Raw genomic sequence first — 18,235 nt, forward strand, 5'->3', positions numbered from 1 at the left:
CCCGAAAAGTACCTGCCGTTGTCCCAATCGTCCCTTCACGTTCCGACCCTCTCACGCTTCAATTAAACAACAAAAACAAAACATAAATTTAACAACCATCTTCCGATACGAGGTCCCTATGAAGCCTGAAGATTTCCGCGCTAATGCCAAACGTCCGTTAACCGGTGAAGAGTATTTAAAAAGCCTGCAAGATGGCCGTGAGATTTATATCTACGGCGAGCGCGTTAAGGACGTTACTACCCACCCGGCATTTCGCAATGCGGCGGCGTCCATCGCCCAGATGTACGATGCCCTGCACAAGCCAGACATGCAGGATACACTCTGCTGGGGCACCGACACCGGCAGCGGCGGCTACACCCATAAATTCTTCCGCGTGGCGAAAAGCGCCGACGATCTGCGCCAGCAGCGCGACGCCATCGCCGAGTGGTCGCGCCTGAGCTACGGCTGGATGGGCCGCACGCCAGACTACAAAGCCGCGTTCGGCTGCGCGCTGGGGGCTAACCCTGCCTTCTACGGTCAGTTCGAGCAGAACGCCCGCAACTGGTACACCCGTATTCAGGAAACCGGCCTGTACTTTAACCACGCCATCGTCAACCCGCCTATCGACCGCCACAAACCGGCGGACGAGGTGAAAGACGTTTACATCAAGCTGGAGAAAGAGACCGACGCCGGGATCATCGTCAGCGGCGCGAAAGTGGTGGCCACCAACTCGGCGCTGACCCACTACAACATGATTGGTTTTGGCTCTGCGCAGGTGATGGGCGAAAACCCGGACTTCGCGCTAATGTTCGTCGCGCCGATGGATGCCGAAGGGGTGAAGCTGATCTCCCGCGCCTCTTACGAGATGGTGGCAGGGGCGACAGGCTCTCCATACGACTACCCGCTCTCCAGCCGCTTTGACGAGAACGACGCCATTCTGGTGATGGATCATGTGCTGATCCCGTGGGAAAACGTGCTGATCTACCGCGATTTCGACCGCTGCCGTCGCTGGACGATGGAAGGTGGCTTCGCCCGCATGTACCCGCTTCAGGCCTGCGTGCGTCTGGCAGTGAAGCTCGACTTCATCACCGCTCTGCTGAAGAAGTCACTGGAGTGTACCGGCACCCTCGAGTTCCGCGGCGTGCAGGCGGATCTCGGCGAAGTGGTGGCGTGGCGCAACATGTTCTGGGCGCTGAGCGACTCCATGTGCTCCGAAGCCACGCCTTGGGTAAACGGCGCGTACCTGCCTGACCACGCGGCGTTACAGACCTACCGCGTGATGGCGCCAATGGCCTACGCGAAAATCAAGAACATTATCGAACGCAACGTGACCTCCGGGCTGATCTACCTGCCGTCCAGCGCGCGGGACCTGAACAACCCGCAGATCGACCAGTATCTGGCGAAGTATGTGCGCGGCTCCAACGGGATGGATCACGTCGAACGCATCAAGATTCTGAAACTGATGTGGGATGCCATCGGTAGCGAGTTTGGCGGACGTCACGAGCTGTACGAAATCAACTACTCCGGTAGCCAGGATGAGATCCGCCTGCAATGCCTGCGTCAGGCGCAAAGCTCCGGCAACATGGACAAGATGATGGCGATGGTTGACCGCTGCATGTCCGAGTACGACCAGCACGGCTGGACTGTACCGCACCTGCACAACAACACTGATATCAACATGCTGGATAAGCTGCTGAAATAACGCAGCGGGAGGTTTCAATGCAATCTGAAGAACGCCTGCGTTTTCGCGACGCGATGGCCAGCCTGTCGGCGGCGGTGAATGTGGTCACCACCGAGGGCGATGCGGGCCGCTGCGGCATTACCGCCACCGCCGTCTGTTCGGTCACGGATACCCCGCCCTCGGTCATGGTCTGCATCAACGCCAACAGCGCCATGAACCCGGTCTTCCAGGGCAACGGCAAACTGTGCGTCAACGTGCTGAACCACGAGCAGGAGATCATGGCCCGCCACTTTGCCGGGATGACCGGCATGGCCATGGAGGAGCGCTTTGCTCTCTCCTGCTGGCAGAAAGGACCGCTGGCGCAGCCGGTGCTGAAAGGCGCTCTGGCAAGCCTGGAAGGTGAGATAACCCAGGTGCAAACCATCGGTACCCATCTGGTCTACCTGGTGGAGATTAAGAACATCATCCTCAGCAGCGAGGGGCACGGCCTGATCTACTTCAAACGCCGTTTCCACCCGGTGATGATGGAGATGGAAGCCGCGGTTTGATCCCGTTGCACAAAAAAACGCTAAGGTTTCCGCAAAGGTGCGCCGTTAACTATCCATAAGATAAATTTTCCGGGGCGGCTGGCGACGTCGTCAGCCGCCCCCTTAACGCTGGAAAGTCTTATGGCCCCTTCACCCCGAAGCCGCTCGGCTGAGCGTCTGGTTGACATCATTATTGCTCTGCACCGCAACGGAAGCGTTAATCGCCGCGATCTGATGCAAAAATTTGGCATTACCGAACGTACGGTGTACCGCGATCTACAGGCCCTTTCCCCAATTATCGAACACGACGGCAAAGGACGCTATCAGCTGCTGCCCGCATATCAGCCCTGCCGCTGCACGCAATGCCCTGATGCGAACGACGAAACCCCGCAGGGCTAGATTATTCTCAGTGATCTCAATCACATATTTTCTCCCGCCGGGGGTGAGCCTTAACCACTCACCCTCGCTTTTGACCGCTCACGCATCGCTTTCAACCACTCACCCATTTACCGTGCTTTACACGCGCGAGGATCTGGCACGATCGCTCCAGCATTAATCAATACCTCCTCACAACGAACCCTGACCCTTTTTTCTTTACATAAAAAACCAGGTCTTACTATGGATACTAAAAAACTACTTAAGCACGTGCCCTGGGCCATCCTCGGGATCATCGGCGCTTTCTGTCTGGCGGTTGTCGCATTACGCCGGGGCGAGCACGTCAGCGCCCTGTGGATCGTGGTCGCGTCGGTTTCCGTCTATCTTGTGGCTTATCGCTACTACAGCTTGTACATCGCGCAGAAGGTCATGAAGCTCGACCCGACGCGCGCCACCCCGGCGGTCATTAACAATGACGGCCTGAACTATGTGCCAACCAACCGTTACGTGCTGTTTGGTCACCACTTCGCCGCCATTGCAGGCGCGGGTCCGCTGGTCGGTCCGGTGCTGGCTGCGCAGATGGGCTACCTGCCGGGTACGCTCTGGCTGCTCGCGGGCGTGGTGCTGGCGGGAGCGGTGCAGGACTTTATGGTGCTGTTTATCTCCTCGCGCCGTAATGGTTCGTCGCTGGGCGAGATGATCAAAGAGGAGATGGGCCGCGTGCCGGGCACGATCGCCCTCTTCGGCTGCTTCCTGATCATGATCATCATCCTGGCAGTGCTGGCCCTGATCGTGGTGAAAGCGCTGGCCGAAAGTCCGTGGGGCGTCTTCACCGTCTGCTCTACCGTGCCGATTGCGCTGTTCATGGGCATCTACATGCGCTTCCTGCGCCCTGGCCGCGTTGGCGAGGTGTCGGTCATCGGTATCGTGCTGCTGGTCGCCTCCATCTACTTCGGCGGCGTGATTGCCCACGACCCGTACTGGGGCCCGGCGCTGACCTTTAAAGACACCACCATCACCTTCGCGCTGATCGGTTACGCGTTCATCTCAGCGCTGCTGCCGGTGTGGCTGATTCTGGCTCCGCGTGACTACCTGGCGACCTTCCTGAAAATCGGCGTGATCGTCGGGCTGGCAATCGGGATTGTGATCATCAACCCGGAGCTGAAAATGCCGGCGGTGACGCAGTACATTGACGGTACCGGTCCGCTGTGGAAAGGCGCCCTGTTCCCGTTCCTGTTTATCACCATTGCCTGCGGTGCCGTGTCTGGCTTCCACGCGCTGATCGCCTCCGGCACCACGCCGAAGCTGATGGCCAACGAAACCGACGCGCGCTTCATCGGTTACGGCGCGATGCTGATGGAATCCTTCGTGGCGATCATGGCGCTGGTAGCGGCGTCGATTATCGAGCCTGGCCTGTACTTCGCGATGAACACCCCACCAGCGGGTCTCGGCATCACCATGCCAAACCTGCATGAGATGGGCGGCGAAAATACCGCGCTGATTATGGCGCAGCTGAAAGATGCCAGCGCACACGCGGCGGCGACCGTCAGCTCCTGGGGCTTCGTGATTTCGCCTGAGCAGATTATGCAGACCGCGAAAGACATCGGCGAACCATCCGTGCTGAACCGCGCAGGTGGCGCACCGACGCTGGCGGTGGGTATCGCACACGTGTTCCACAAAGTGCTGCCGTGGGCGGACATGGGCTTCTGGTACCACTTCGGTATTCTGTTTGAAGCGCTGTTCATCCTCACCGCGCTGGATGCCGGTACGCGTGCAGGCCGCTTCATGTTGCAGGATCTGCTGGGTAACTTCGTGCCGTTCCTGAAGAAAACCGACTCTCTGGTAGCAGGTGTTCTGGGTACTGCGGGCTGCGTAGGTCTGTGGGGTTATCTGCTGTATCAGGGCGTTGTAGACCCGCTGGGCGGTGTGAAGAGCCTGTGGCCGCTGTTCGGCATCTCTAACCAGATGCTGGCGGCTGTGGCCCTGGTGCTGGGCACCGTTGTCCTGGTGAAGATGAAACGCACCAAATACATCTGGGTAACCGTGGTGCCTGCGCTGTGGCTGCTGCTCTGCACTACCTGGGCGCTGGGTCTGAAACTGTTCAGCACCAACCCGCAGCTGGAAGGCTTCTTCTTCATGGCTAACCAGTACAAAGAGAAGATTGCCGCAGGCGGCGCGGATCTGACCGCGCAGCAGATTGCCAACATGAACCATATCGTGGTGAACAACTACACCAACGCGGGTCTGAGCATTCTGTTCCTGGTGGTGGTGTACAGCATTATCTTCTACGGCATTAAAACCTGGATGAAAGTGCGTAATGCCGATGGCCGTACGGACAAAGAAACCCCGTACGTGCCGGTGCCGGAAGGCGGCGTGAAGACGTCTTCACACCATTAATAAAATGGCGGGTGGCGCTGCGCTGACCCGCCCTACAACGTTACTGTAGGCCCGGTAAGCGTAGCGTCACCGGGCTTTTTCTTATCAGGACACGTTATGTTTGGTAACTTAGGCGAAGCAAAAAAATACCTCGGTCAGGCGGCGAAAATGCTGATTGGCATTCCGGACTATGACAACTACGTTGAGCATATGAAGACCAACCATCCGGATAAGCCGTACATGACCTACACTGAATTCTTCCGCGAGCGTCAGGAAGCGCGCTACGGCGGAAGTGGAGAAGGCGGCGTCCGCTGCTGCTAAAGGAGAAACCATGACCCCGATTGCCGTTACCCTGCTGACCGGTTTTCTCGGCGCCGGTAAAACCACCCTGCTGCGCCACATCCTGAATGAACAGCACGGCTTCAAAATCGCCGTCATTGAAAACGAATTTGGCGAAGTCTCCGTTGACGATCAGCTGATTGGCGACCGCGCCACGCAGATCAAAACCCTGACCAACGGCTGCATCTGCTGCACCCGCTCCAGTGAATTAGAAGACGCCCTGCTGGACCTGCTCGACAGCCGCGATCGCGGTGACATCCACTTCGACCGTCTGGTGATCGAGTGCACCGGCATGGCCGACCCCGGCCCAATTATTCAGACCTTTTTCTCCCACGATATTCTGTGCCAGCGCTACCTGCTGGACGGCGTCGTCGCGCTGGTGGATGCGGTACACGCCGACGAGCAGATGAACCAGTTCACCATCGCCCAGTCTCAGATTGGCTACGCCGACCGCATTCTGCTGACCAAAACCGACGTGGCGGGTGAAAGCGAAAAACTGCGTGAGCGCCTGACGCGCATCAACTCGCGCGCACCCATTTATACCGTGACGCACGGCGATATCGACCTGTCTCAGCTGTTCAACACCAACGGCTTTATGCTGGAGGAGAACGTCACCGCGAAACCGCGCTTCCACTTTATGGCAGACAAGCAAAACGACGTAGCGTCGATTGTGGTGGAGCTGGACTACCCGGTGGACATCAGCGAGGTCTCGCGCGTGATGGAGAACCTGCTGCTGTCGTTTGCCGACAAGCTGCTGCGCTATAAAGGAATGCTGTGGATCGACGGCGAGCCGAACCGCCTGCTGTTCCAGGGCGTACAGCGCCTGTACAGCGCCGACTGGGATCGTCCGTGGGGCGATGAACCGCCGCACAGCGTGATGGTGTTTATTGGAATACAGCTGCCGGAAGAGGAAATTCGGGCAGCGTTTGCGGGACTGAAAAAGTAAATCGTCGCTCCCCTTTAAACAGTAAAGGGGGCGTATTTCATTAGGGCAAAATGCGGGTTTCGCCCTTTCTGTTTGCAATATTGTCTGTTAATGTTCTTATCATGAATGAAATCATGCTTTGATTAATATTGGTTACAATATTAATTAATTGGATTCATATAATTTTCATGAATTGGTAGGCGTAATATGGCAATCATTATTCCCACGGTTAGCAGCTGTAGCGAGAAAATTACGGCAGGAGAAAAAAGACTGGCAAGGCTTCTGGAGGGTGGGCTCAGCGAACAATGTACCTGCTGGTATGATACCCGAATGGGAGACAAAGACGATCATCCTGATTTTGTGATTCTGGCCCCCGATAAAGGGCTGCTGTTTATAGAAGTGAAAGACTGGTATATCACAAAAATAAAATCGGCTAATAAAACCCATATTAATTATGAAACCAAAAACGGCATAGAGCCGTTGAAGAACCCACTCGAACAAGTTCGGCAATATACCTTTCATATCATCAATAGCCTGAAAAAAGATCCCCTGCTTCGCCAGAAACAGGGAGAGCATGAGGGCGGTTTTATTATGCCGTATGGATACGGTGTTTATTTTAGCAACATCACTCGGGCACAGCTGGAAAAGAGTTTTACACCTGAGGAGTTGAATGAAATATTGCCCGCCAGCCAGGTGATATGCAAAGACGAACTCAACGAGTTTATGACTCGAGAACAAATCTCTGGCCGGCTCGAATCCCTTCTCAAACATCACTTTGTTCATAACACAACACCACAGCAGCTCGACCGCATCCGGTGGCATCTTTATCCCGATGTCCGCATTAACCCATCCGTTACGCGGGTTGACCTGGATAATTTTACTTTCCACACCCCTGATGTGGTATGCATGATGGACAGGAACCAGGAACAACTCGCCAGAAGTATGGGGGCGGGACACAGGGTAATTCATGGCGTGGCAGGTTCGGGCAAAACGCTCATTTTGCACCACCGATGTATTGAGCTTGCCAACAACATTGAAAACACCAAACCGATACTGGTGATTTGCTACAACATTACGCTGGCTAAAAAACTCAAAGCGCAGCTCGAACAGCATAGCCTCAGACTTCCCGTCGAAGTTATCCATTTCCACGCCTGGTGTTATCAGCAATTAAACGCGCATCGGCGTCTTCCCCCCAGGAGCAAAAACTTTATTGAGCTGATGGAGAATGCGCTGACGGTGGCATTTGAAGAGGGAGCAATCAAACCGGAGCAGTACAGCGCCGTTTTGATAGATGAAGGACACGATTTTAAACCGGAATGGCTAAGAATCCTCGCCAAAATGCCGGACAATAAAGATAGCTCCCTGCTGTTTCTGTACGATGACGCTCAGTCAATTTATCAGAAAAAGAAAGCTCTCGATTTTACTCTGTCCAGCGTCGATATAAAGGCTCAGGGCCGTACAACTATTTTGGATACCAATTATCGCAACACCCGGCAAATACTCCATTTTGCCAGCAGCGTAGCATTTAATTATCTCAATAATCATATAGAAGCTTCTCTCAAATACCAGCAGCCTGCCGCAGGTGGCCTGTCCGGGAAGTATCCCGCGCTGGCCAGCTTTGATAATCAGGACGAGGAGATTACGCGCGTCCTCGATTGGGTCACAGAGCAGCGACAGGAAGGTGTTGCGTGGTCAGAAATCGCCATACTGTGCCCCTCAACCTACAGCATTTCAGGCATGCTCGCGCCAAGGCTTGAAGCCCGCAAGATCCCATACCAGATGATTGTCTCCAGCGATGATAAAAAGCACTGGTCCCCGCAGAATGATTACCTCTGCGTCATGCCGCTGCCCAGCAGCAAGGGGCTTGAGTTTAATTCGGTCGCCATTATGGATGCGGCAAAGGAAAGGGACAGTGAAGATCTGAGTGACGATATCAAGCGCCTTTACGTCGGCATTACCCGCGCACGACAGAATCTTCTGGTGACAATGCACGGAACCGGAAGCCTGCGAGATCATCTGGTCGAGACCTGGGAAAAGAGCGTTAAGTCGATCTAACTATTCCGCGTTGAAAAGTATCTGCACCGAACAATCCCCTCTCCCCTGTGGGGAGAGGGCCAGGGTGAGGGGTAAAGCCCAATATTATTTCAACGCCTCCGGCAGCGTCACAATCCACAGCTCGCTGTCGGACTCCGGCTTCTTCAGCGGCTTGACGCTGAGGGTAGTTTCAACCGCTTTGTCATCCAGCGTCAGCTTGCCTTCCGCGTTCACCCGATAATCCTTGAGCTTCTTGCCCTCGGCCGGGTTGTGCATCGCCACCTTCACGCCAAAGTCGTTATCGTTCGCCACCGCCAGCGTTTTGTCGTCAATCAGCGCCAGCCCTTCGGCCTTTTCCTGCTGCCAGCCCAGCGCACGCAGATCGACCACCTGCGTTTTTTCCGCAAGTGTAATGCCGCGCTGCGCCAGCGTTTTCTCATCGTCAAATTCCGGGTATTCGCCCGGCTTGTCGAAGGCGGCCAGATCGCTCGCCTTGCTCAGATCCACCCTGTAGATGAGGTTACGCATTACGTCGTTTTTATCTTCGCCCTGTTCAATCAGCAGGATAGTGTGGTTATCCAGCGCCACGATATCGCCGATTTTGGCGTCGCTGTTTTTGCTGTAGGCCGCGCTGTCGACAGGGTAGCCGTACATCGCGGTTTTTCCGGTCGCCGGATCGAAGCTAACCAGTCGCGTAAACAGCGCCTGCTTTTTGCTCTTCCCGTCGATATCCAACGTACTCTGGACAGCGGCGATAATACGTCCGTCCGGCATGCGGGTCAGGCCTTCAAATCCCCGGTTTGCCTGGCGCCATTTGATAACATTTGGCAGACCGCCGGCGATGGATTTCTCCCCTTCCGCCGCCTGTGGGCCGTGGATCGCGAGGATTTTCCCTTTACTGTCAATATTAATCAGGAACGGGCCATACTCATCGCACAGCCAGTAGCCGCCCTTCCCGTCCGGCGTGATGCCTTCCGTATCCAGCCCGCGGTTATCGCCTTTCAGCACTTTTAAGGTGTCGCTTAGCGCGATTTCATTGGTGGAACCAATCACGCCACTTTGCAGCGGCAGACCGTTGATTTCGCCTTTATCGTCATGCAAAGGACGCGCGTCCACGGCCTCCGCTTTACCGTTTTGCACGCGGATCGTCATTAGCAGCGGGGCGAAATCCGGGGTAACAAAGATTTTAGCGTCATTTTTCCCCATTTTTGGCGAATCCGCGTTAGGACCGCGATCGGTCACGGTCGTAAACGTCAAGGCATCGCCCTGCTTGCCCGTAAACAGCAGGCCAGAGCCAATCCCCACAGGCAGCCCGTTCGGAAACGCGCTGGCAAACGCACCGCTGTATTTGACATGCGCGCCTTCGGGAAAACTGACGACGTAACGCTCCGCGGTTGGCTGTGCCGCCAGGCCAGAGAAAGAGAGCGCACAACCAATTAGCACAGGAATGATTTTTCTTTTCATAGTGTTAGCACCCAGTAAGTGAAGCCAACAACGTAATGAAGAAACGTGTCAGAAAAATGACATGGTGAAAGCGGTTCGGCACGACGGGGCGTATAGCCACCTCCAGAAATGTAAACCTGTGTCTTTATCTGTGACAACTGAAACACTTTTGGAAATTATTAGAAGCTCAATTAATTCATCCTGAACTAATTTTTCCGACCCGTTCAGCGTACGTTTAATGAGAATCCTGAACCCTTCCTAAACGCGAATGCATTACGTATTGACTCCTTGCCGGGTCAACATTCGAACAACATTTAAAATTCAAAAACCAAACAAAAACAGCATAAAAACGTGACAAGCATCGCATTTGCAGAGATAAACAGCTCTTGTTAAGGTGCCCTCAGATTAATTTGATGACGAGGAAAAACTCATGAAAAAGCTCAACGTTCTCCTTCTTTCCGCTCTGACTGCCGTATCGGGCTCCGCACTGGCCATGGGCGGCAGCATTGAGCAGGGTAAAAACTTTACCAACCTGAATGTGGAAATGGGGAAATCAACCTCCGGTCTGTACACCGAAGGTAGCTGGCTGAAAAACACAGATGACGGCACCACAACCGGTGGCGTAGGAGCAGGCTACAACTTTGAAGTCGGCCCGGTGATGCTGAACGCAGGCGCTAAGGCCCTCTACGTTGGCCCGAAAAAAGGCGATAACGGCGTGGCGTTCCCGGTCGGCGGCGGTGTGAACGTTGCCCTGACCGACAGCATCAGGGTATTCGGTGAAGGCTACGTTGCGCCAGACGGCCTGAACAACAGCGTGAAAAACTACGTTGAAGCGAACGGTGGCGTAAGCTGGACGCCAGTGAAGCCGGTGACGCTGAAGGTGGGTTATCGTCACGTGAGCGTTGATGGTAAAGACGGTCGTCCTAACCACACGCTGATTGACGGCGCATATGTTGGCGGTGGCGTGTCCTTCTAAGCCTGTTTGCCCGTTTCGCCCGGCGGCGCTACGCTTGCACGGGCCTACAATGAAGGGTGCAATTTATGAATATTATTGCACCTTGTAGGCCGGGTAAGCGCAGCGCCACACGGCAAAAAAGGCGATGAGACTGTTAATAAAAAAACCTGCCGGATGGCAGGTTTTTTTATGTCCGACATTACTTGCGAACGACCACCAGCTTCTGGTTCACAAACTCTTTGATCCCCAGGTCCGACAGCTCGCGTCCGTAACCCGAACGTTTTACGCCGCCGAACGGCAGTTCTGCCGCCGTATCGGTGAGCCAGTTGATGTACACCATCCCGGTCTCAATACGCGATGCCATCTTCTTCGCGCGCTCAATATCCTGGCTGAACACCGCTCCGCCCAGGCCGTAGTGGGAGTCGTTCGCCAGCGCGACCGCCTCGTCGTCGTTTTTCACCACGTAAATCTGCGCTACCGGGCCAAAGAACTCTTCGAAGTACGCCGGGTTGTCGCGTGAGATGTTGGTCAGGATGGTCGGCTCAAAGAAGCTCCCGTCTCGCTGCACAGGTTTGCCTCCATAGTGCAGCGTAGCGCCGTTTTTCACCGCCTCGTTAACCTGTTTGGTCAACGTGTCGAGCGCGTCTTTAGAGGACAGCGGCCCCAGCGTGGTGCTTTCGTCCAGCGGATCGCCAATCTTCACCTGCTTAAATGCCTCGGTGAATTTGCTCAGGAAGGCATCGGCAATCTTTTCATGCAGGATAAAGCGCTTCGCCGCGGTACAGACCTGCCCGGCGTTGTTGAGCCGCGCGTTAACGCCGATCTTCACCGCTTTATCCAGGTCCGCATCGTCGAGCACCACGAATACGTCGTTACCGCCAAGCTCCAGCGTGGATTTCTTAATGTGCTTCGCCGCCTGGGCCGCTACCACGCTGCCCGCTTTTTCTGAACCGGTTAGCGCCGCGCCCTGTACGCGATCGTCAGCGATGATGTTCGCCACCTGATCGGACGAGATAAACAGGTTGGTCCACGCCCCTTCCGGCGCGCCCGCCTCACGCACCAGATGGGCGAAGGTTTCCGCACAGTGCGGCACAATGCTGGCGTGTTTAGCGATGACAGGGTTACCCGCCGCCAGGTTTGGCGCCAGAACGCGCATCAACTGATAGTATGGGAAGTTCCATGGTTCGACGGCCATCAGCACGCCGATGGGGTGATGTTCAACCCATGCTTCCCCGAGTTCAGAGTCATACTTCACCGGGGCCAGGAACTGCTTCGCGTTGTCCGCATAGTAGCGGGCGATTTGCGCGCACAGCTTCACCTCGCCGCGGCTCTGTTCGATGAGCTTACCCATCTCCTGGCTGGCGATTTTCGCCAGCTCCTCCACGCGTTCGTCGATCAGGTCCGCCAGCTTATGCAGTACCGGCAGGCGCTGGCTTATGTCGCCTTTCGCCCAGTCGGAGTGATAGAGCGCATCGGCTGCCTTCAGCGCCGCTTCAACATCTGCGTCAGTGTGGGAGGGATATTCTTTGATGAGCTGGTTAGTGGCAGGATTTACTGTCTGATAAGCCATATCGAATCTCCATGTTTTACCGCTTAGGGTATTAAGGGTAGTCAACATGACTGGCTATGGACGTAAAGTTGGGTATATCCGGAAGGTTCTGAGTAAAGCGATGCCATACCGTGGCTGGCGTGGTATAAAAAACCTTCATAAGGAGTTGCTATGACCGATACCCGCCACATCCGTCAGACCTTTCACCGCGCCTCGGGCCTTGAACTACGCAGCACGTGGCAGAGCATGCAGGCGTACAAACGCCATTGCCACCCTCAGCTCTCCATCGGCGCAATTGTGGAAGGCCAGACATGCTGCGTGTGTAATGGCAGAGAATACATCCTCCAGCCCGGGGACCTGATTGTGATCCCGGCTTATGTCCCACACAGCTGCAACCCTGTTGCCGGGCAGCCGCGTAGTTATCATATGCTTTATATCGATACGGATCTTCCCCTTGCGGTTCAGGTGATTCGCAACGTTACGCTGTTTATGTATTACCGGGAAGTTGTTGAGAGGATGTCCCCTGCGTCCGTGGACAAGCTGCTTGCTGCCCTTCCCCATTGCATGGATGAGGCAGAAAAGCCTGGATCAACCAGCCAGCAGGTTCAGCAGGCATTTCTTTCCAGTCTTTCCAGCCCGCCTTCCCTCGACGCACTTGCGCAACGATTCTCGCTGCGAAAGGAGACGCTGATCCGTACCTTCAAGAAGGACACGGGCCTGACGCCTGGCAGCTTCCTCAATATCTTCCGCGTAGAGTACGCCAAAGCGCGGCTGCGTGCCGGGGATGATATCGCCGATGTCGGCTACCAGAGCGGGTTTGCCGACCAGAGCCATTTTCATAAGACCTTTGTGCGCTACACCGCCGCCACACCGCGCCAGTACGCTACGGGCCGATCAATATCAGACAATAAATAAGTTCTGTGTTTCCGTAATCTGGCCCCAGTTTTGCATTCTGAGGTCGCTATGGAACTGTTCTTCCCTTCCGCTTTTCTCGCCCTGGCGCTGGCGCATTTTGTTGCCCTGTTAAGCCCGGGCCCGGATTTTTTCCTGCTGATGGGCTACGCCGCCCGCTACCGACTGCGCGGCAGCGCCGGATTGTGCATCGGGATAGCGGCAGGAAACGGGCTTTACATTTTGCTGGTCATTATGGGATGGAGCGCGCTGCGTCAGTTCGCGTGGCTGTTCACGTTGATTGAATTATCCGGCGCACTGTATTTGCTCTGGATCGGCTCGCATCTTGTACGCAGCCGACCGCAGACGCTGACGCTAAATGAAACACATGAGCGCTGCCCCTCGCTGCGTAAGCAGATCCTGCTGGGGCTGGGTTCGGCGCTGTTGAATCCCAAAAACGCGTTGTTCTACCTGGCGCTGATGACGGCGTTACTCGGGCCGGACGTCACGCTGCTTCAGCAGGCGACCTGCGGCGTCTGGATGGTGATGGTAGTACTGGTATGGGATTTTGCGCTGGTGTCGCTGATGGGGTTACCGGCGGTTCAGCGAAAGCTCAGCCGTTCGCTCTGGCTGATAGAGCGCACGGCGGGGGTGGTATTGATGGGGTTTGGTGGGTGGGTGCTGTGGCGGTTTTTGCACTTTTCCCCCGTATCCCTCTATCCTTAACCCATGGAAAAACATACCGAACTCAAACGCGCCAAGCTTCTCGCGCTGTCGCTGCTGCTGATTGCCGCTGCGGCCTTTATCACTACCCTGTTCCTGCCGCAAACCTTCTGGGTACGCGGCGCAAAAGCTATTGCCGAGGCGGCGATGGTCGGCGCGCTGGCGGACTGGTTTGCCGTTGTCGCGCTGTTCCGCCGGGTGCCAATTCCCTTTATCTCGCGCCATACGGCGATTATCCCGCGCAATAAGGACCGCATCGGCGACAATCTTGGCCAGTTCGTGCAGGAAAAGTTTCTGGATACCCAGTCGCTGGTCGCATTAATTCGCCGCTACGAGCCGGCCCAGATGATTGGTGCCTGGTTCAGCAAGCCCGACAACGCCCAGCGCGTCGGGCTGCATCTGATGCAGGTGATGAGCGGTTTTCTTGAGCTGACTGACGACGGGCGCATTCAGCGCCTGCTCAAACGCGCGGTGCATAAGGCTATCGACAAGGTCGATTTAACCGAGACCAGCGCCGTCATGCTGGAAAGCATGACCAAAAACAACCGTCACCAGGTGCTGCTGGACGCCATCATCAACCGTCTGATTACCCTGATTCAGCGCGAGAGCACGCGGGAATTTATCTCTGACCAGATCGTCCACTGGCTGAAGACCGAGCATCCGCGCAAGGCGATGGTGCTGCCCACCGAGTGGCTGGGCGATCAGAGCGCAGAGATGGTGTCGAACGCGGTGAACACGCTGCTGGATGATATCAGCCACGACCGCACGCACCAGATCCGTCGGGCATTTGACCGCGCCACGCTGAAGTTCATCGACAACCTGAAAAACGACCCGGAGATGACGGCCAAAGCCGACAACATCAAGCACTATCTGAAGAATGATGAAGCATTTAACCGCTACCTGGGTGAAATGTGGGCTGACCTGCGCCAGTGGCTGAAAAATGACATGCAGAGCGACGATTCCCGCGTGAAGCAACGTATCGCCAACGCCGGGCTGTGGTTTGGTGAGACGCTGTCGAATGATGCCAGCCTGCGTGCGTCGCTGAACGAGCATCTGGAGCAGGCCGCGCACCGCGTCGCGCCGGATTTTGCGGCATTCCTGACGCGCCATATCAGCGACACGGTGAAAAGCTGGGACGCCAAAGATATGTCACGCCAGATAGAACTCAATATCGGTAAAGATCTTCAGTTCATTCGCGTAAACGGTACCCTGGTAGGCGGAACGATTGGCCTGATCCTGTTTTTACTTTCTCAGTTGCCCGCCGTGGTGGGGCATTAATCCGCTTTTGGCGGCGCGATAACGTAGCGCGTCGCCTCGAAACGGTTCAGGATCAGGTGCATCAGAAAGACCATCGTCAGCGTGACCACCAGCGCGAAGGTAACGGAGGTGATACGGTACAGATCGCTGAACACCAGATCGCTGTCCGGATGCATGTTTTGCCCGAACATAATGCCGATGGTGGTAATGCTGGAAAATCCCACCCCGGCCCCGACCTTCTCCATCACGTGCAGGCGCGCGCCAAATGCCAGCCCGAGGCCGATCAGCGGCATCATCAGCAGCATATGGCTGCTGTGATCGTACAGAATAAGCTGAACGACGAGGATATAGAGACAGCCCAGCACCACGCCGACCACGCGCCAGATGGAGCTCATGACCGCGCCGCGGTAGTGCATCGGGAACAGGATCAGAATGCCCGCCATCAGCGCCGAGAGCGAATCGCTTAAGTCGCTCATCTGAAATACCACGAAAATCAGCGTCGCCACGGTGCCGGAGAGCAGCGACTCGTGGCGCACGCGGGCATCGTCTTTCTCTATCAGCGGCGGCGGCTTACGTGGCTCCACGTCCGGCAGCAGGTAATTCATCAGCGCGCTCAGACACACCGCCATCACGCTCGCTTCAATGTTGGAGAACAAAAGCGTGTGCCAGTTGGTGGTGGGGTAGCTCATAAAGTTGAGCATTACGCTCTGGCACACCACGCCCATCGAACCGAACAGAAATAGCGGCCCCTTGCTCATAAAGCGAAAGCGCATCACGTACAGGGCAAAGACCACCAGCGTCATAATGACCGGCCATTGCGACAGAAAGCCGATGATGATCACCATTTCGACGCAGTTGAGCGATGCGCTGAAGATAAACTGCTTCGCCACGTGGCGGTTAAACACCGGCACCAGCGACAGCAGCATGATCGGGTAGACCACAAAAAACACGCCGTAGCTGGTGTTGTAGAAGCTCGAAATACTGAGCGCAATCATCCCGGCAAAGACAATGCGCAGGGTCTGGCGGAAGTCGTTTGCCGTGTAGACGATGTTGCCGTGCGGGGTAAATACCCGCGCCAGAGTGCTAATAGACATAGTGAAGCAGGCTCACCAGATGGATTTGCATCCCGGAGAAGAAGCGCGCAAAGGGCCCTTCGCTGTTGTAGAGCTGTACGGTGGCGCGCGCGCCGGTCGGCAGCGACTTCGGTAAGGCTTCGTCCAGCGCCACGTGAATGCGCATTCGCTGGGCATCGCGCACCCAGCGGTTAGAGGTTTCCGGTTCAGAAAGTTGACCGTTAACGGCTTCCTGACCGGCGAGGATCCCCGCGTCACTGCTGGTCACGTGGGCGCGGAAAACCCGTCCCGGAAAGGCGTCAAACACCACGGCGGCGTCGGTCCCCTGGTGGGTATGACGCAAGCTCTTCTCGCGGAAATCCGCCACAATATCCGTCTGCGTATTCACCAGCGCCAGCGCTGCCGAACCGGACGAGGCGTAAAAACCGGGGCTTAATTGCAGATTACTCACCGTGCCGTCCGCCTCGGCGTAGACCTTCGTCCAGCCAAGATTCAGCTCCGCTTCATCCAGCGCGTTACGGTATTTTTGCAGCGTCACGTTACGGTGTTCATTCCGCTCGCCGCGCTGAATGCGCAGGTTATGAATATTCGCCTGAATCGAGCTGACGGACTGCTCGCTGCTCTGCCAGGTAGTGCGAACCTTATCCAGATCCGCCTGCGACACGTTCTGCAGGGTGCTCAGTTTCTGGTAGCGGTCGAAAGTCACTTTGTCGTTACGCGCGGTCAGCACGGCGGTCTTCAGGCTGGCCTGCGCGGCGGCGATCTGCGCGTCCAGTTGTTCGTTGGAAAGGCGAGCCTGCTCAAGCGCGATCTGCGCCGCTTCCACTTTATTGCGAAACGGGGTGTCGTCGAGCTCAAACAGCAGATCGCCTTTCTTCACCTGACTATTGTTGTGGACATGGACCGCCGCCACATAGCCGGAGACACGGGCAGACACCGGCGTCACCACGCGCATCACGGTGGAATCCGGCGTCAGCGGGATCCAGATATCCGCGACGATAAAGTAGACAAACATCAGCAGGAAAGAGGCAATACTTACCCTTACCCAGCGGGCAAACTTTTGTTCAGGAGTCATTATTTTTCGGTCTTGTTATCTTCTTCGCGGATTGTCCGCAAATTGCAGGCGATTTGATTCAGGGTGGCGCTGAAAATGTCGAGATGTTCAGGCGCGATGTTTTGCGATACGCGCGTCTGAAGCGTCTCAATTACCTGGGTGAGCCTGTTAAGTACAGCTTTTCCCTCAGGCGTCAGCGTCAGAAGCCGGATGCGCTTGTCATACGGCGAGACGGTGCGCAGCAGGTAACCCTGTTTTTCCAGCTGTGTCAGGGTGCGCATTAGCGGCGGCAGTTCAATGCCCTGCACCTCCGCCAGCTCACTCACCGAGACGTTATCCCCGAGCTGATGCAGCTGCATCATCACCGTCCAGCTCGACTGGGTTAACCCGGTATCGAGAATGGCGTCGTCAATGACGGCACGCCACTGGCGCACGATCATCGCCATCCGCATGCCCATCGGCCTGCGGCTAAACAGTTCTTCTTCACTCATGGGGAAACCTCTCGTCACACGCGGTCACGATAATAGTTATCAGGGTAAGTATCAAGAAACGAGAAGTTAAAGCGCAGGAATTGCGAAATGAGATTCTCCCTCTCCCTGTGGGCTGAGGGTTCCCCACAAATTAATGCGAGCACTGAGCAATCCCCTCGCCCCTCGCCCCTCCGGGGAGAGGGTTAGGGTGAGGGGAACATACGGCTGTGGTGGTCATTCCGTTCACTTTATGTTCCTTGCTACTCTGTAACGACATGACCGGTGAACGTGCCAGGGTGGCTCAGTCGCCACCACCCTGGCGACCCGGGCTCCCGGCGGTAAATCGCCGCTTCGCGGTGCCCTCGGCTTATTCCTTCCGGCTTATCGGGTACGGGCGGAGGCAACGTCCCTGTAAAGCCGCCCTCTCGGCGCATCCCTGCGCCTCGCCCCGGCCTGCAGGAAACGCCTCAGCGATTTACAGCCGGACCAGGGCATCGCTGACAGCCCTCAGTCATTTAGAAAGCAACTTTATTGCTTCTGCATAAAAAAATTACTGGGGATCCCTCAGCCCACAGGGAGAGGGG

16 protein-coding genes are annotated in these 18,235 nt (G+C 56.0%); 11 read left to right on the plus strand and 5 right to left on the minus strand.

Annotated features, from left to right (window positions below; genetic code table 11):
• The first annotated feature begins 118 nt into the window (after positions 1–118).
• The 7 genes from hpaB to ACOT1A_RS08830 all read left to right on the plus strand — a co-directional run bounded on the left by hpaB (position 119) and on the right by ACOT1A_RS08830 (position 8,257).
• Positions 119–1,681: a 4-hydroxyphenylacetate 3-monooxygenase, oxygenase component gene (gene hpaB / locus ACOT1A_RS08800; RefSeq protein ID WP_063146387.1), complete on the plus strand. Its 1,563-nt coding sequence runs from the start codon at positions 119–121 to the stop codon at positions 1,679–1,681.
• Between the two features lie 17 nt (positions 1,682–1,698).
• A complete protein-coding gene (locus tag ACOT1A_RS08805; RefSeq protein WP_003856606.1) occupies positions 1,699–2,208 on the plus strand; it encodes a 4-hydroxyphenylacetate 3-monooxygenase reductase subunit in 510 nt (169 codons plus the stop codon).
• Positions 2,209–2,328: 120 nt separating this feature from the next.
• Positions 2,329–2,586 (plus strand): HTH domain-containing protein, encoded by a 258-nt coding sequence (locus ACOT1A_RS08810; RefSeq protein WP_022646951.1) that lies wholly within the window; start codon positions 2,329–2,331, stop codon positions 2,584–2,586.
• Between the two features lie 219 nt (positions 2,587–2,805).
• Positions 2,806–4,959, plus strand: a complete 2,154-nt coding sequence (locus tag ACOT1A_RS08815; protein WP_022646950.1) for a carbon starvation CstA family protein — start codon at positions 2,806–2,808, stop codon at positions 4,957–4,959.
• A gap of 96 nt (positions 4,960–5,055) precedes the next feature.
• Positions 5,056–5,259 (plus strand): YbdD/YjiX family protein, encoded by a 204-nt coding sequence (locus ACOT1A_RS08820; protein WP_003856610.1) that lies wholly within the window; start codon positions 5,056–5,058, stop codon positions 5,257–5,259.
• Positions 5,260–5,269: 10 nt separating this feature from the next.
• Positions 5,270–6,223 carry a GTPase gene (yjiA, locus tag ACOT1A_RS08825; protein ID WP_046619797.1) on the plus strand — a complete coding sequence of 318 codons (954 nt, stop codon included), beginning with the start codon at positions 5,270–5,272 and terminating at the stop codon, positions 6,221–6,223.
• 186 nt (positions 6,224–6,409) lie between these two features.
• Positions 6,410–8,257, plus strand: coding sequence for a 3'-5' exonuclease (locus ACOT1A_RS08830; protein WP_105322993.1), 1,848 nt, complete (start codon positions 6,410–6,412; stop codon positions 8,255–8,257).
• 84 nt (positions 8,258–8,341) lie between these two features.
• Here the strand turns inward: ACOT1A_RS08830 and ACOT1A_RS08835 are convergent, their stop codons facing one another.
• Positions 8,342–9,700, minus strand: a complete 1,359-nt coding sequence (locus ACOT1A_RS08835) for an esterase-like activity of phytase family protein (protein ID WP_123906503.1) — start codon at positions 9,698–9,700, stop codon at positions 8,342–8,344.
• Between the two features lie 409 nt (positions 9,701–10,109).
• On the opposite strand from ACOT1A_RS08835, the gene ACOT1A_RS08840 reads away from it, so the two are divergent.
• Positions 10,110–10,655, plus strand: coding sequence for a YfaZ family outer membrane protein (locus ACOT1A_RS08840; protein WP_023299248.1), 546 nt, complete (start codon positions 10,110–10,112; stop codon positions 10,653–10,655).
• A 178-nt stretch (positions 10,656–10,833) separates the two neighbouring features.
• Here the strand turns inward: ACOT1A_RS08840 and ACOT1A_RS08845 are convergent, their stop codons facing one another.
• A complete protein-coding gene (locus ACOT1A_RS08845) occupies positions 10,834–12,204 on the minus strand; it encodes an NAD-dependent succinate-semialdehyde dehydrogenase (RefSeq protein ID WP_023305391.1) in 1,371 nt (456 codons plus the stop codon).
• Between the two features lie 150 nt (positions 12,205–12,354).
• Between ACOT1A_RS08845 and ACOT1A_RS08850 the strand changes: the two genes are divergently transcribed.
• The 3 genes from ACOT1A_RS08850 to ACOT1A_RS08860 are packed head-to-tail and all read left to right on the plus strand — an operon-like array spanning position 12,355 to position 15,075.
• The gene (locus ACOT1A_RS08850; RefSeq protein WP_046619786.1) at positions 12,355–13,098 is read left to right on the plus strand and encodes a helix-turn-helix domain-containing protein; all 744 of its coding nucleotides are present in this window, start codon (positions 12,355–12,357) and stop codon (positions 13,096–13,098) included.
• Positions 13,099–13,146: 48 nt separating this feature from the next.
• On the plus strand, positions 13,147–13,800 hold the full coding sequence (locus ACOT1A_RS08855; protein ID WP_058645753.1) for a LysE family translocator: 654 nt from the start codon (positions 13,147–13,149) through the stop codon (positions 13,798–13,800).
• 3 nt (positions 13,801–13,803) lie between these two features.
• Positions 13,804–15,075, plus strand: a complete 1,272-nt coding sequence (locus ACOT1A_RS08860) for a DUF445 domain-containing protein (protein ID WP_032625349.1) — start codon at positions 13,804–13,806, stop codon at positions 15,073–15,075.
• Here the strand turns inward: ACOT1A_RS08860 and ACOT1A_RS08865 are convergent.
• The 3 genes from ACOT1A_RS08865 to ACOT1A_RS08875 are packed head-to-tail and all read right to left on the minus strand — an operon-like array spanning position 15,072 to position 17,672.
• Positions 15,072–16,148 carry a DUF2955 domain-containing protein gene (locus ACOT1A_RS08865; RefSeq protein WP_058645750.1) on the minus strand — a complete coding sequence of 359 codons (1,077 nt, stop codon included), beginning with the start codon at positions 16,146–16,148 and terminating at the stop codon, positions 15,072–15,074. The genes ACOT1A_RS08860 and ACOT1A_RS08865 overlap by 4 nt on opposite strands.
• Positions 16,138–17,205 (minus strand): HlyD family secretion protein, encoded by a 1,068-nt coding sequence (locus tag ACOT1A_RS08870; RefSeq protein WP_088581776.1) that lies wholly within the window; start codon positions 17,203–17,205, stop codon positions 16,138–16,140. Before ACOT1A_RS08870 ends, ACOT1A_RS08865 begins: the two co-directional genes overlap by 11 nt.
• Positions 17,202–17,672 carry a MarR family winged helix-turn-helix transcriptional regulator gene (locus ACOT1A_RS08875; RefSeq protein ID WP_022646938.1) on the minus strand — a complete coding sequence of 157 codons (471 nt, stop codon included), beginning with the start codon at positions 17,670–17,672 and terminating at the stop codon, positions 17,202–17,204. Before ACOT1A_RS08875 ends, ACOT1A_RS08870 begins: the two co-directional genes overlap by 4 nt.
• Positions 17,673–18,235: the final 563 nt, after the last annotated feature.

Source organism: Enterobacter cloacae complex sp. SYL003, from assembly GCF_049236925.1.
Lineage (GTDB): Bacteria > Pseudomonadota > Gammaproteobacteria > Enterobacterales > Enterobacteriaceae > Enterobacter > Enterobacter intestinihominis.